We start from the raw sequence: 12905 nt of genomic DNA, 5'->3' as shown, positions 1-12905 counted from the left end.
GGGGGCAACTTTGAGGTAACGCGCGTACTTTAACCCGTGGATCGTGTCCGGGTGTGGCGCGACCCCGGCTGACTGTTTGAAAGAGGCGGACCCATGGACCTGAATTCACTGCTGAGCTGGGTGTCGATCTCACTCGCGACCATCAGCCTCGTTTTCTTCGTCTCATTCTTCGTTCTGGTGCGGAGGCTGTACCGGCGCATTCGCCGTAGCCGCAGGCTGACCGGCGCGGTGTTGCGTTCTCGCACCATCCTGAGTCGGGGCCCGCAACACGAGGTTCTGAAGCTGCAGTTGCGGCTGAGGGAATCTCTCGACAGTGGTCAGGCAGCCGTCGACCTGGCCCGGAGCAGCCAGGGCCCGCTCGGCGAGCTTCCGCGACTTTTCCGTCGCATTCAGGGCGAAAGCGTCACGCTGCAATCGCAGCTGCGGCTGCTGACGAGCGAGGCCGATCCTGTCGTGCTCGCCGAGGCGCTGTCGGTGGCCGGCCGCCGTGTCGACCAAGTGGCCGGATTGGTGCGCCGGCTGCGCTCGGCCGTCGCTGCCGGTCTCGGAGAGCTCACCGATGACACCCTCACGGCCCTTCGGTCCGAGGTCGACCGCGAGGTGGCCGCGCTCCGGGCTGGGGTCGATGAGTTGCGCTCCCTCAACGGCCGCTCGCTCAACGGCTGCTCCCTCGACGGCCACTCCCATAACGGCAACGACGGGTTCTCCGATCCGCGCCGGCCCCTGCCCATGAATACTTTCAACAGAAGGACTGAATCATGAGCCTCACCTCGCGGCTGCGCGTCATCCTCCGCAGCAAGTCAAACCAGGCCCTGACCCGGATCGAAGACCCCCGCGAGGCCCTCGACGACAGCTACGAGCAGCAGGTGAAGTCGCTCCAGCAGGTGCGCCTGGGGCTGGCCGAGGTCGCAACGGCAAAGAAGCGAATTGAGTTGCAGGGGCAGGACATGGGCGGCCGCTACCAGCGGCTGGCCGACCAGGCCCAGGAGGCGCTGGACCAAGGCCGGGAAGATCTGGCCCGCACGGCGCTGGAACGCCGGTCGCTCCTCGAGGGCCAGGTGGCAGCCATCCGTGACCAGTACCTCGTTTTGGCGCAGCAGCAAGCGCAACTGCAGGACAACGAACGACGCCTCGCCGAACGGGTCGCCGCCTTCCGCACGGAGAAGGAGACCCTCAAGGCCACCTACGCTGCCTCCGAGGCTCGGGTCAAGGCCAACGAGGCCGCGTCCGGCATCGGCTCGCAACTGGGCACGGTCGGTGCCGACCTCGACCGGGCCAAGGACCGGGTCACCCAGATGCAGGCCCGCGCCGCCGCCACCGACGAGCTGCTCTCCAGCGGCGCTCTGAACGATGTCACGGCCCCGCTCGACGCGGACCTCGAACGGCAGCTCTCGGCTGGGGCGACCAGAGCGGCTGTCGACCGCCAGCTTCAAGCGATGAAGGAGGCCCGCGCCACGAACCGAGGCCCCGGCCCGAACGCTCGCGGAGGAACCGACGCCTGGTTGAGTATCGGCCAGGGCCCGTCTCTCCCCTGATCCTGGTCGTCGACCAACTCTGAGCCAGGTCGTCGAACCAATTCGACGGAGATTTTGGCGGAAACGCTACTTGCCGGGGCATCCTGGACCGATCTTGGCAAAATCTCCGTCGAATTCGTTCGGGCTGCGGGGCAGAACAAAGCGCGAGGTGCACGCCCGAACCGCACAGGCACATCGGCGCATCAGGCGGGAGGTGTGGCCACCTCAGGAGATCCGGCCGGGCCGAGCCGGGTATCCGCACCTGTTCCGCACTGGTCCGCGCCGACTGGAGAATTTAGGCGACGGATGTCCTGAGTCAGCCCCACACGCAAGCTCGCCTGAGCCTGAGCCTGAACCGGAACCGGAACCACGGTTGCTCGGGTGAGCCAAAATCTCCGGAGAATTCGTGCGGCGCACGGGGCGCAACCTCACGCGCGCGGGCACACGTTCCCTCCGGGAACAGATACTCCGCATCAGCTGCGGGCCTGCGCCAGGCCGAACGAGCGGGCGCCGCGCCGGCTGGCGACGGTCCAGTACGAGGCCAGAACGCTCACCAGCGCGAAGATCAGCAGGATGGCCGCGGGCCCGCCGGCGCTGCCGCCTCCCCCGGAAACAATGGCCTGCATGCCCCGCACCGCCCAGGTGAGCGGCAGGAACGGGCTGATCATCTGGAACGGCGCCGACACCAGCTCAATCGGGTAGAGCCCACCCACCGCGGTGAGCTGCAGCGCGAGCAGTACCAGGGAGACCACGATTCCGACCCGGCCGAACGCCGCCGTGAGGAAATGGTGCACCGCCGCGAACACGAAGGCGAGGAACACCGCGAAGGCCAGGGTCGACGGCAGGATCGACCACGAGACGCCGAGCGTGCTGTGCAGCAACAACACCACGACCACGGCCTGCGCTGCGGCGATTCCGAACGCACGGCCGAGGCTGCGGGCCACGAGGTTGCCGGTCGACGCGGTCGACGCGAGCGCGAGCGCGGACAGCGGCTTCATCACCAGGAAGATCGCCAGGGCACCGATCCACAGGCCGATCGGCACGAAGACCATGCCGATGACCGGGCCGATCGACGCGAAGGCGTTGTCGCGCTCCGCGGTGATGCCGACCGGTTCGGAGACGACCGCCGCGGTCGTCACCGGGTCGGTGTCGGTGAGAAGGGCCGCGCTGTCCGCGCCGTCCTGCAGCCCGCTGGCGAGTTCGACCGCGCCCGATTCGAGCAGGCGGGCGCCCGCCGCGGCATCCGTTGTTCCGGTGGCCAGCTGCGAGAGGCCGGTGGCGATGCCGGCAACGCCGGTGGCGAGGTCGCTGGCACCGCCGCGGAGGTCGCTGCCGCCGGCGGAGAGCAGGCTCGCACCGTTGGCGCTCTGAGACACCCCATCGAGCACGCCTTCGAGGCCCGGACCGGCCTGGCCGATGCCGGTGCTCTGCGCGGCGAGGGCGTCGAATCCGCCCTGGAGCTGCAGCAGGGCCGGCGCGTAGTCGGCGACCCGCGGGTCGCTCTGCATGGCCGCGTTCAGCTGCCTGAAACCGTCGGCGTTGGCCTGCACCCCGGCCGCGTAGGCCGGTAGGCCGGTCGCGAGCGGAGCCAGCCCGACCGCGCCCGTGCTCAGCCGGTTCAGGCCGTCGCTCAGTCCGGTGACGCCCTGGGTGTACTCGGTCACGCCGGAGGAGAAGCTGGCGGCGCCGGTCGCGGCGGACGAGGCCCCGGATGCCGCGGCGGCCGTGCCGCCGGCCAGCGAATCGAGTCCGGTGGCCACGCCGGTGACCCCGGTCGAAACCTGCGCGGCGCCATCCGCCGCCTGCGTGAGGGACTCGCCCAGCACGGCCAGGCTGGTGTACAGCCCGTTGAGGTACTGCGAGGTGATCTCGCGGCCGAAGACGCCCGACATGGCGGTGCCCACCGACTGGGCCACCGATCCGGCCAGGAACGAGTGCGCGTCATCCGTGCGGATGCCCAGGTCGGCCTGGGTGGGAGCCGCCCCGCCCAGCGAGGTCACCGACGCCGAGAAGTCCTTCGGGATCGTGAGCACCGCGTAGGCGTCGCCGGAGGCCAGGGCCGCCGCGGCATCCGCGGAGTTGGAGATGGTCCAGTCGAACCCGGTGGCCTCGGACCCCTCATCGGAAGGCTTGGTGAGTTCGGTCACGAGCAGGCGGCCGGCGAGCACCGGCTGCTCGGTGCCGTCGGGCAGGGTGGTGGTGACGATCTCGTCGTTGTTGACGACGATCGCCGGCAGCGTGTCCACGCGCTGATCGGCGGTGGCGAGGGCCCCGGCGAAGAGTCCGGCAACCGCCAGCGGCACCACGATCAGGCCCGCCAGCAGGGCCCCGAGGGCCCCTCGGCGCTGCCCGGGCGTGCGGCTGAACAGTTTCTCAAGCCTGGTGCTCATCGCTGCAGGGCCTTTCGGTCACGGGAATCGAGTTCGAGGGTCTGCAGCGGGCGGGCCCCGCGGTAGACCGCGATCGCCTCGGGGAAGGAGGCGGCACCGACGATGAGGGCGGTCGAGGCCGGGGCGAGGATCGCCAGCACCTGCACGAGGTCCCGCCCCGCCGGGTCGACGGGCAGTCCCTCGCCGAGGTCGACGATGACAACTCCCGGGGTCTCGATGAGCGCCGCGGTCACGTGCACCGCGGCACGGCCCAGGGCGGAGAGGGACGATACCGTCGTGCCGGCCACGATCGGGCCGGCGTCCCGGCCGCTCGACGGGGTGCCGAGCGCACCGTTCAGACGCGCGATCCACCCCGCGAGAAGCGAACGGCGCGACGCGGCGCGGTACCACGGATGCGCCAGGTCCAGCCGTTCGGCCAGCAACTCCCCCACGGTGAGCCCATTGTCGCGGCTGTCGCCCACGTCGGCGAGCGCCACCGCGCGGAGGGCGCGGCTGCGCTCGGACGGCAGCGGAAAGCCCATGACCTGGAGGCGGCCGAACACCGGGTCGAGCCGGCCGGCCAGGGTGGCGGCGACGACGCGGCGGTGGGTGGCGGAGCCGGTCAGTACCACCACCGCGCCGGCGTCGATGGTGAGGTCCAGCGGCCCGAAGGGGCTCTCCGGCAGCCCGAAGACGGCTCCCTCGGCCGTGATGGCGTGCGGCTTGCTGATGGCCCATTCCTTGTCGGCCAGGTGCCGGCGCAGACCCTCACCCTCGATGTCGACGTTGGGCAGAATGCGGGAGAGCCAGCGTGGCAGCCACCAGGCGGCATCGCCGGCGAGGGCCATCGCGGCCGGGACCAATGTCATCCGCACCAGGAACGCGTCGAGGAAGACTCCGACGGCGAGGGCGAACGCGATGCCCTTGATCGCCCCGGTGCCCTCGGGCACGAAGGCAAAGAAGACGAAGAACATGATCAGGGCGGCGGCCGTGACCACGCGGGCAGCGTGGGAGAACCCGTGCACGATGGATTCGCGGGCCAGGCCGGTCTTCACGAACTCCTCCCGCATGCCGGAGACGAGGAACACCTCGTAGTCCATGGCCAGACCGAAGAGCACGGCCATCAGCAGGATGGGCAGGAAGCTTAGGATCGGCCCGGGGGTTTCCACCCCGAGCAGCTCGGAGAACCAGCCCCACTGGAAGATCGCCACGGTCGCGCCGATCGATGCGGCCACCGAGAGCAGGAACCCGAGGGCCGCTTTGATCGGCACGAAGATCGACCGGAACACCATGGTCAGCAGGATGATCGAGAGCCCCACCACGATCAGGGCGAACGGCACGAGCGCGTTGCTGAGGCGGTTGGAGATGTCGATCGACACGGCGGTCGCGCCGGTCACGGCGATGGGGGTGCGCAAGTCGTCGTCGATCGATGGTGCCAGATCGCGGATGGCCTGCACGAGCGCCTTGGTCTCGGGCGCGTTCGGCGCGCTGTCCGGCATGACCTGGATGATGGCGGTGTCGACGGTCGGGTTCGGAGTGCCCTTGCCGACGAAGGCCACGCCGGGCAGGGTGCGCAGGGCCGCGCCGATGGTGTCGAGGTCACCGAAGATATCCGTCGTCTGGGTGATGTCGACGACGACGATGAGCGGACCGTTGTAGCCCGGACCGAAGCCCTCCTCGAGCATGGTGAACGCCTCTCGCTGCGTCGAACCGGCCGGCTCGGACGCCCCGTCAGGCAGGTTCAGGTCGAGGCTGAGGGCCGGGATCGCCAGCGTGCCGAGCACGCCCACCACGAGGAGCACGGCCACGACCGGCGCCCTGAGCACGAGGTTGACCCAGCGGTGGCCGAGGGTGGGCCGGCCGGTGTCTGGACGGGTGGCCCGGTGGTGCGCGCGGCTGCCTGTCTTGGGAGTGAGGCGCCCCTTGGCGAGGCCGAGAACGGCGGGGAGGAGCGTGACCGCCACGAAGATGGAGACCAGCACGGCCAAGGCGGCGCCCAGCCCCATCACGCTGAGGAAGGGGATGCCGACCACGAGCAGCCCGAGCAGGGCGATGATCACGGTGATCCCGGCGAAGACGACGGCGCTGCCGGCGGTGGCCACGGCCGAGGCGGCCGAATCGTGTGGTTCGACCCCATTGGCGAGCTGCGTGCGATGCCGCGACAGGATGAAGAGCACGTAGTCGATGCCTACGGCGAGCCCGAGCATCAGGGCGAGCATGGGGGCCGTGCTCGAGACCGGCACGAATGCGGAAATCACGGTGATGCCGCCGATGGCGACGCCGACGCCGATCAGGGCCATCAGCAGCGGCATCCCGGCGGATACGAGCGAACCGAAGGTGATCACCAGCACCACGCCCGCGAAGATCAGGCCGAGAACCTCGGAGATGGTGATGCCGAAGGTGTTGTCCTGGAAAACCTGGCCGCCGAAGGCTACCTCGAGGCCGGCCTGCTCGGCGATATCCCGCGTCGCGGTCACGTCGTCGAGGGTTTCCGCGGTGACGTCGGTTGATAAGCCGGACAACTGAACCTGGCTGAACGCACTCTCCGAGTCGTCGGAGATCGCGCCCGACGCATATTCGTCATAGGGCGTCAGCACCGAGTCGACGCCGGGCACGTCCGCGAGTTCGGCCGCCATGTCGACGATGGCCGTGCGGTAAGGCTCGTCAGTGACGGATGCCCCGTCCGGGGCCGTGTAGACAACCTGTACCGCGGCGCCGGCCGCCTGGGGGAACACCTCGCCGAGCTTGTCGATGGTGTCCTGTGATTCCGTGCCGGGAATCGCGTACGACTCCTGGGTCTGGCCACCGAGGGCCACCCCGGAGCCGAGGATCCCGACCAGCAGGATGGCCCAGATGCCGAGCACCAGGCCCGCACGCTGGTAGGCGAAGTGACCGATTCGATAGAGCAGGGTTGCCATGGGTGCTACTTCCGGGACGGGGCGGTGCGAACGGTGACAGGGGCAAGCAACTCGGTGATGACGGTCAGGAGAGCCGGTCGGACCTCTTCCACCGGGGCTATCTCCTCCCCGAGGAACGTCATGCCGGCCACCAGGGTGTAGGCGGCGCCGCCGAGGGCGATACCGAAGCGGATGCGGTCCTCCGTACTCGCATCGCCGTGGCACAGCGTGTCGGAGAGGCGCACGATCACCACTCCTGCCCGGTCGATCACGGGGATGCCGCGCAGCGACTGAGACTGGTTGATGAAGGTGTGCAGCTCGAGGCGGAATTCAAGGATGAAGTCGATGAAGTCGTTCACGAACCGGCTCCGGGTCAGGGCGCTCTCCTCGGTGGCGAGGAACCGTTCGAGAATGGCCTCCAGCCGGTTCACCGCCGGGGTGAGCACCTCGTCGAGGAGCGCTTCCTTGGAGGCGAAGTGGTAGAGCACGCTCGATTTGGAGTACCCGGCCGCGTCGGCGATCTGCTGCAGCGAGGTGCCGGCGAACCCGACCGAGGCGAACTGCTCCAGCGCTGTCGCGCGCAGTTCTGCGCTGGTGCTCTGGCGGTTGTGTGGGGGCTGGGGCACAACGGGCTCTGGAGTCACCCGATCACGGTACCTGACCGATCGGTCAGAGCTTGTCCGATCGGTCAGATTGTCGGGAAACGTGCAGCCGGGCAACTTCCGGGTAGCGTTAGACGCGGAGGTCACCATGCGAAAGTTCATTTTCAGCAGTGCCATCATCGGCGTGCTCGCCGGCGGTTGGAACATTCTGAGCGCCACCCGCACCGGTCCGCGCGACTGGCGCCTGGCGCTGATGTGGATCGGCTGGCTGCTCAGCGCCGCCGTCGCCATCAGAACCGTCATCCAGGATGCCGACGATCGCCGAATCGAGGACTAAGTCCTCCGCTGTCGGCGTGTCAACGCGGGCCGTAGCGCGCCGCACGGCAAACTGAAGAGTTCACGGGCACGTTAGCCGAAAGGGGCTCCCGATGTTTGGTCGACGACGTCGCGTCGCACCGGTCGCACCGGTCATCCCCCCGCCCGTTCCCGAGCTCAGCGACGCTCAGATATTCGAGCTCCTGCACACCCAAATCGCTCGTCTCGTCGGCGCCCAAGGCCAGTGGACTCTGGTTCCCCGCAGCAGTGACGACACCGACGTGATCTTCCACGATCTGAAGGCGAACCAGATTGCCTCGTCCCTGGCCTCCGTGCTCCGCACAGAGACCGCCGTTCTGCGCGGCGAGGTCACCGCCGAGCCCACCGCGCTCCCCTTCATTCCCGCCCCGATCTCCGTTTGGGCCGAACCGGAGCGGGCGCCGACGGCCACCCTTCCGCGCTTCTCCGCCGCTGCTTCGACGAACAACGCCCGCCTCGTCGCCTGACCCTCGGCCCCGCTTGTTTGCTCGCTCGGCAACGCGATTATCGTCCACTCCGGGTCAACCTGCATCGGTGACCGCAGTCGGCACTGAGTTCCGGTGCGGATGATCGTCCAGTGCTCGTTGTGCAGGAGCAAAGGGTGAGCATGGCACAGCAGTACTCCGTCGGACGAGCGCATCCGTTTGCAGCTGCGGAAGAAACGCCCCGCGGCACCGGAGACCACCCATCCCAGGCGCTCGAGATCGCGTTGTGCTGCGGCTGGATCGACGGGCAAGTGAACTCTCTCGACGGTTACTTGTCGCAGGCCTTCACTCCCCGCCGAGCCCGCAGCGTGTGGTCACAGCTCAACCGGGACTCAGCCCTCACCCTCATCGCGGAGGGGTGGATGCGTCCCGCCGGGTTCTTCCCGGCGCTCACGTCCCAGAACCGTTTCGCGATCCTGTTCCGCCTCGACGGTACGAAGCAGCCCGAGGCTCGCGCCGCGAAGATTGCGACCTACATCGGCATGCTCGAATGCGGGGAAACGCTCTACCGGCAGAAACCCCGAGACACCCCTGCGTCGGGAGCTTGCCGGACGCGCCCGTATAGAGTTCCGCCGCATTCTTTGTAGGTCTTCTTCAGACTCGCGCTGCCGCGGAATTCTAGATTGAAGATCATGACTTCCAGCCCCCTCATCGCCCGCACCCCGACACCCCGCATCATGAGCGTGCGCGACCTGTCGCAGATCGCCATCTTCGCCGCCCTGATCGCCGCACTCGGACTGCCCGGCGCCCTGAGTATTGGGGCGGTGGCCGTGCCGATCACCTTCCAGACCCTCGGGGTGATGCTGGCCGGGGCGATCCTCGGGGCGCGCAAGGGCTTCTTCGCCGTGCTCCTCCTGCTCGCCCTCGCCGCAGCCGGCCTCCCGCTGCTGTCTGGCGGGCGCGGCGGCATCGTCTGGTTCACCACCTCACCCTCCGCCGGCTACCTCTACGGCTGGCTGCTCGGCGCCCTGGTCATCGGCTACTTGACCGGCCTGCTCCTCCCCCGCTACCGGCTCTGGGCGGCGCTCGGCGCCACCACCCTCGGCGGTATCGTCGTGGTCTACCTGATCGGCGTGCCCGTCACCGCGATCAACCTGGGCCTGCCGCTCTGGGTTGCTCTTGTCGACGCCGCGAAGTTTCTGCCCGGCGACCTGATCAAGGTGGTCGTGACCGTACTGGTGGCCCGCCAGGTTCACAGGGCCTACCCGGGTCTGATCCCGCCGCGCCGCAGCGCCGCTCCCGCGCCCGAGGCCGCCGACGTCACCGCCGGAGCAGTCACGCCCGCATCATGAGCAGGATCGACTTCGACAGCGTCTCGCATGCGTTCGGTGAACGGATGGTGCTGCGGGACATCCGTCTGACCCTCACCGAACAGCGCATCGGCATCGTCGGTGCGAACGGGTCGGGAAAGTCCACCCTCGTGCGCCTGATCAACGGATTGATCAAGCCCGACACCGGAATCGTGAGCGTCGGCGGCCTCGACGTGGCCCGGAACGCCAAGGCGGTGCGCCGGCAGGTCGGCTTCATCTTCACCAACCCGGACAATCAGATCGTGATGCCCACCGTGGCCGAAGACGTCGCCTTCACCCTGCGCCGCCGCGGGCTGACCCCGCTCGAGATCTCGACCCGCACGCGGGCGGCGCTCGAGCGCTTCGGGCTCGACCAGCACGCCGACCATCCGGCGCACCGGCTGTCCGGCGGCCAAAAGCAGTTGCTCGCGCTGGCGGCCGTGCTCGTGGCGGAGCCTGAGATCGTGGTCGCCGACGAGCCGACCACGCTGCTCGACGCACGCAATGCCCGGCGCATCACCGAACTTCTGCTCGGCCTGAGCCAGCAGGTCATCGTGGTCACCCACCAGCTGGACCTGCTCGCCGCCTTCGACCGCGTGATTGTGATCGAGGACGGCCGGGTGGTCGCCGACGGTGCACCGGATGCCGCGCTCGGCGCGTACCGGGAGCTGCTGGCATGATCGGGCCGGCATGATCGGGCTCTATCACCCCGGCCACTCGCTGATCCACCGCGCGCCGATGCTGCTCAAGCTCGTGCTTCTCTCGCTCGCCGTGCTGCTCGTCGGCTCGCTCGGCGAGCTCTGGCAGCTGGGCGCCTGCCTTCTCGGGGTCGCCGCACTGTTCCTGGTGGCGCGGGTGCCGCTGGGCGCGGCGTGGCAGCAGATCGGCCCGATCCTGTGGATTTTGGTGATCGCCGTTCCAGTCCAGGCGCTGTTCGCCGGCTGGACCACGGCCGGCCTGATGGCCGGGCGGCTACTGATCGCCGTGGCGCTGGCGGCGCTGTTCACCGTGACGACCACGGTCACGGCCGTGCTTGAGGGCTTTCAGAAGCTTCTGCGACCGTTCCGTCGCTGGGTCGACGCCGACCGGGTCGGCCTCCTCCTCGCCCTCACCCTGCGGTGCATCCCGCTCGTCACCGAGATCGTGTCCGAGGTGATCGAGGCCCGTCGGGCGCGCGGCACCCAGGGTTCGCTGCTCGCCCTGGCCGTGCCGGTGGTCGTGCGCTCGCTCTATGCCGCGGATGCGATCGGTGAGGCTCTGGCCGCCCGCGGTCTCGACGACTGAGGCCGGAGCGGTTCGGCCCCGGCAGGTCGGTTGCGGCTAGGTTGAGACCACCAGCGGTTTCCGGTCTCACCCCGACCGGACAGGCGAGGAGCGGAGCGCGATGATCCAGCCCGGCTGCATGACCGAGGCACGTCGACGAGGACGGCTGCGGCGCGGCATCCGGGCCGGCGGCTGGTGGACCCTGACCGCGTTCGTACTCGTCGTGATCGTGTTCCTTGCCTGGGTGAACACTGTGCGCGTGGCCGATCGGGCCGCGGCGGACGAGGTCTTCGCCAACCCGAACGTGACCGTCACCGACACCCCCACGTCGGTCGTCCTCGCGCCCGCCGACGACGCCGGCGACATCGGCTTGGTCTTCGTTCCCGGTGCCCGGGTTGACCCCTATGCCTACCTCTACAAGCTGGCGGGCACGGTCGAAGACACCGGGGTGACCGTTGTGATCACCAAGCCGGTGCTCAACCTCGCCATCTTCGACCGCCGGACGTTGTCCACCTTCACCGACGCCGTCCCCGACGTCTCCACCTGGTTCGTGGGCGGCCACTCGATCGGCGGCGTGCGAGCCTGCATGCTGGCGGACGATCCCGCGGTGGCAGGGCTGGTGCTGTTCGGCAGCTACTGCGCGGCCGCGCCGGAGCGCACCGATCTGCGGGCCCTCAGCCTCAGCGGGAGCGCCGACGGCCTCAGCACCCCGGAGAAGATCGCCGACAGCGCAGATCTACTTGTGCCCGACACCCGTTTCGTCGAAATCGAAGGAGCCAACCATGCGCGGTTCGGCGACTACGGCGTCGAGAACGGCGACGGTGTTGCCACCATGTCAACGGATGCCGTTGCCGCCGAAATCACCCGCGAGCTCACTGAGTTCCTGACACAGACAACCCCGTAGTCGGAAACCTTCCCCGGTCCGCGGTTGCGGTGCACTGAAGCGGCCGGCACCTGACGAACCCGATCGTTGGAGCACGGCGTGAGCACCTGGTCATCTTCGATTCGACCTCCAAAACCAGGGCAACCACTGCCAGCGTCGCCCCGGAACCCTGCGGGGCGCGGTCGGCCGCCTTCGACACCCGGGGGCGCACATCCGTGCTGACCCGCTGAGGTGCAAGAAAGGCCCGGGTCTCCTTGACCGGGGCCTCTCCTGCCGCTCTCGTGTTGTGTTCTGTGTTACGTGGTGGTCAGCGAGTCTACGTACTCCTGGTTCTCGGAGATCCACTTCGCCACGATCGGCTCGTAGTCCTTGCCGTCGTAGTCGACGAACATGGCCTTCTCAAGCGAGTACAGCTTATCGAGGTCCATGTCGAAGCCCTTGATCCACTCGGTGGCCTGCGGAAAGTCCTCGGCGAAGTCGGACTTGGCGTAGCTGTGAAGCGACTCGGTGTTCTTCAGGGTTCCCTTGGGATCCTCGAGAGTCTTGATCGGCAGCGAACCGTAGGCCCAGTGCGGCTCCCAGAGGGTGACGACGATGTTCTCGCCGGCCTTGGTGGCCGCGGTCAGCTCGGTGAGCATGGCTGCGGTCGATGAGGTCAGGTATTCCATGTCGTCGAGGCCGTAGGCCGGGATGACCTTCTCAGTGGTGGCCTTGGTCAGGCCGGCTCCGGGTTCGATTCCGACGATGCGGTTGCCGAACTTGTCGGCGTTCCTGGCCAGCTCGTCGAGGGAATCGATGGGAGCATCCTTGTTGACGGCGATGGTCAGGCGGGATTCCTCGTTCCATGCGCCGAGGTCGACGATGTCATCGCCGTACTCCTTCACGTAGGACGCGTGGGTCTCCGGCATCCAGACATCCATGTTGATGTCATAGTCTCCGGTGGAGAGACCCGAGTAGACGGGGGCAACGTCGGCGTATTCCAACTCCGCGTTGTAGCCCTTCTCGTCGAGGATGGCCTTCCACAGTTCGGAGACCGCGACGCCTTCATCCCAGCCGTTGAACACGGCGATGGTGATGTCTTTCTGGTCCTTGTTCCCGTCGCCGACGACGGCGGCCTCGGCCGAGGCGCAGCCGCTGAGTGCGAGGAGCCCAACGGCTCCGAGGGCGATGAGGGACAGTGATCGGTTTTTCATATTGTTTCCTTTCGTGTCGCCTGGTGGGCGACCGGGGCAGAATCAGAAATCAGGAG

13 protein-coding genes are annotated in these 12905 nt (G+C 68.2%); 9 read left to right on the top strand and 4 right to left on the bottom strand.

Features of this window, described 5'->3' with window-relative positions; genetic code table 11:
- Nucleotides 1-93: 93 nt before the first annotated feature.
- Both E3O47_RS06840 and E3O47_RS06835 read left to right on the top strand, forming a co-directional pair.
- Entirely contained in the window at nucleotides 94-762 is a 669-nt protein-coding gene (locus E3O47_RS06840) for a hypothetical protein (RefSeq protein WP_134419920.1), read from the top strand.
- Nucleotides 759-1535 (top strand): PspA/IM30 family protein, encoded by a 777-nt coding sequence (locus E3O47_RS06835; RefSeq protein ID WP_134419918.1) that lies wholly within the window; start codon nucleotides 759-761, stop codon nucleotides 1533-1535. Before E3O47_RS06840 ends, E3O47_RS06835 begins: the two co-directional genes overlap by 4 nt.
- Nucleotides 1536-1987: 452 nt before the next feature.
- Here E3O47_RS06835 and E3O47_RS06830 read toward each other — a convergent pair whose 3' ends face one another.
- From E3O47_RS06830 to E3O47_RS06820, 3 genes are read right to left on the bottom strand one after another with little or no spacing between them, the layout of a single operon-like run.
- Nucleotides 1988-3904 (bottom strand): YhgE/Pip family protein, encoded by a 1917-nt coding sequence (locus E3O47_RS06830; protein ID WP_134419916.1) that lies wholly within the window; start codon nucleotides 3902-3904, stop codon nucleotides 1988-1990.
- The gene (locus tag E3O47_RS06825) at nucleotides 3901-6801 is read right to left on the bottom strand and encodes an MMPL family transporter (protein ID WP_104102846.1); all 2901 of its coding nucleotides are present in this window, start codon (nucleotides 6799-6801) and stop codon (nucleotides 3901-3903) included. Before E3O47_RS06825 ends, E3O47_RS06830 begins: the two co-directional genes overlap by 4 nt.
- Before the next feature lie 5 nt (nucleotides 6802-6806).
- Complete coding sequence (locus tag E3O47_RS06820) at nucleotides 6807-7424, bottom strand: TetR/AcrR family transcriptional regulator (RefSeq protein WP_233191519.1); 618 nt, start codon at nucleotides 7422-7424, stop codon at nucleotides 6807-6809.
- A 106-nt stretch (nucleotides 7425-7530) separates the two neighbouring features.
- Between E3O47_RS06820 and E3O47_RS06815 the strand changes: the two genes are divergently transcribed.
- The 7 genes from E3O47_RS06815 (at nucleotide 7531) to E3O47_RS06785 (ending at nucleotide 11677) form a co-directional block, all read left to right on the top strand.
- Nucleotides 7531-7719 carry a hypothetical protein gene (locus E3O47_RS06815; RefSeq protein WP_134419914.1) on the top strand — a complete coding sequence of 63 codons (189 nt, stop codon included), beginning with the start codon at nucleotides 7531-7533 and terminating at the stop codon, nucleotides 7717-7719.
- 91 nt (nucleotides 7720-7810) lie between these two features.
- Nucleotides 7811-8203, top strand: a complete 393-nt coding sequence (locus tag E3O47_RS06810; RefSeq protein ID WP_104102838.1) for a hypothetical protein — start codon at nucleotides 7811-7813, stop codon at nucleotides 8201-8203.
- Between the two features lie 140 nt (nucleotides 8204-8343).
- Nucleotides 8344-8808, top strand: coding sequence for a YdeI/OmpD-associated family protein (locus tag E3O47_RS06805; protein WP_241976703.1), 465 nt, complete (start codon nucleotides 8344-8346; stop codon nucleotides 8806-8808).
- Between the two features lie 45 nt (nucleotides 8809-8853).
- Entirely contained in the window at nucleotides 8854-9513 is a 660-nt protein-coding gene (locus E3O47_RS06800; protein WP_134341813.1) for a biotin transporter BioY, read from the top strand.
- Entirely contained in the window at nucleotides 9510-10190 is a 681-nt protein-coding gene (locus E3O47_RS06795; RefSeq protein ID WP_104102835.1) for an ABC transporter ATP-binding protein, read from the top strand. Before E3O47_RS06800 ends, E3O47_RS06795 begins: the two co-directional genes overlap by 4 nt.
- Before the next feature lie 10 nt (nucleotides 10191-10200).
- On the top strand, nucleotides 10201-10794 hold the full coding sequence (locus tag E3O47_RS06790; protein WP_104102832.1) for an energy-coupling factor transporter transmembrane protein EcfT: 594 nt from the start codon (nucleotides 10201-10203) through the stop codon (nucleotides 10792-10794).
- Between the two features lie 118 nt (nucleotides 10795-10912).
- The gene (locus tag E3O47_RS06785; protein WP_134420007.1) at nucleotides 10913-11677 is read left to right on the top strand and encodes an alpha/beta hydrolase; all 765 of its coding nucleotides are present in this window, start codon (nucleotides 10913-10915) and stop codon (nucleotides 11675-11677) included.
- Nucleotides 11678-11952: 275 nt separating this feature from the next.
- Here E3O47_RS06785 and E3O47_RS06780 read toward each other — a convergent pair whose 3' ends face one another.
- Entirely contained in the window at nucleotides 11953-12849 is an 897-nt protein-coding gene (locus tag E3O47_RS06780) for a glycine betaine ABC transporter substrate-binding protein (RefSeq protein ID WP_104102829.1), read from the bottom strand.
- Nucleotides 12850-12905: the final 56 nt, after the last annotated feature.

The sequence above is a fragment of the Cryobacterium sp. TMT2-17-1 genome, from assembly GCF_004402765.1.
GTDB classification, from domain to species: Bacteria; Actinomycetota; Actinomycetes; order Actinomycetales; family Microbacteriaceae; genus Cryobacterium; species Cryobacterium sandaracinum.
This window is presented reverse-complemented; position numbering and strand designations above follow the sequence as displayed.

Coding starts and splice junctions, on each gene's coding strand:
- E3O47_RS06815 (WP_134419914.1), top strand. CDS start 7,531: ATGCGAAAGTTCATTTTCAGCAGTGCCATCATCGGCGTGCTCGCCGGC.
- E3O47_RS06785 (WP_134420007.1), top strand. CDS start 10,913: ATGACCGAGGCACGTCGACGAGGACGGCTGCGGCGCGGCATCCGGGCC.
- E3O47_RS06805 (WP_241976703.1), top strand. CDS start 8,344: ATGGCACAGCAGTACTCCGTCGGACGAGCGCATCCGTTTGCAGCTGCG.
- E3O47_RS06795 (WP_104102835.1), top strand. CDS start 9,510: ATGAGCAGGATCGACTTCGACAGCGTCTCGCATGCGTTCGGTGAACGG.
- E3O47_RS06835 (WP_134419918.1), top strand. CDS start 759: ATGAGCCTCACCTCGCGGCTGCGCGTCATCCTCCGCAGCAAGTCAAAC.
- E3O47_RS06825 (WP_104102846.1), bottom strand. CDS start 6,801: ATGGCAACCCTGCTCTATCGAATCGGTCACTTCGCCTACCAGCGTGCG.
- E3O47_RS06830 (WP_134419916.1), bottom strand. CDS start 3,904: ATGAGCACCAGGCTTGAGAAACTGTTCAGCCGCACGCCCGGGCAGCGC.
- E3O47_RS06780 (WP_104102829.1), bottom strand. CDS start 12,849: ATGAAAAACCGATCACTGTCCCTCATCGCCCTCGGAGCCGTTGGGCTC.
- E3O47_RS06840 (WP_134419920.1), top strand. CDS start 94: ATGGACCTGAATTCACTGCTGAGCTGGGTGTCGATCTCACTCGCGACC.
- E3O47_RS06790 (WP_104102832.1), top strand. CDS start 10,201: ATGATCGGGCTCTATCACCCCGGCCACTCGCTGATCCACCGCGCGCCG.
- E3O47_RS06800 (WP_134341813.1), top strand. CDS start 8,854: ATGACTTCCAGCCCCCTCATCGCCCGCACCCCGACACCCCGCATCATG.
- E3O47_RS06810 (WP_104102838.1), top strand. CDS start 7,811: ATGTTTGGTCGACGACGTCGCGTCGCACCGGTCGCACCGGTCATCCCC.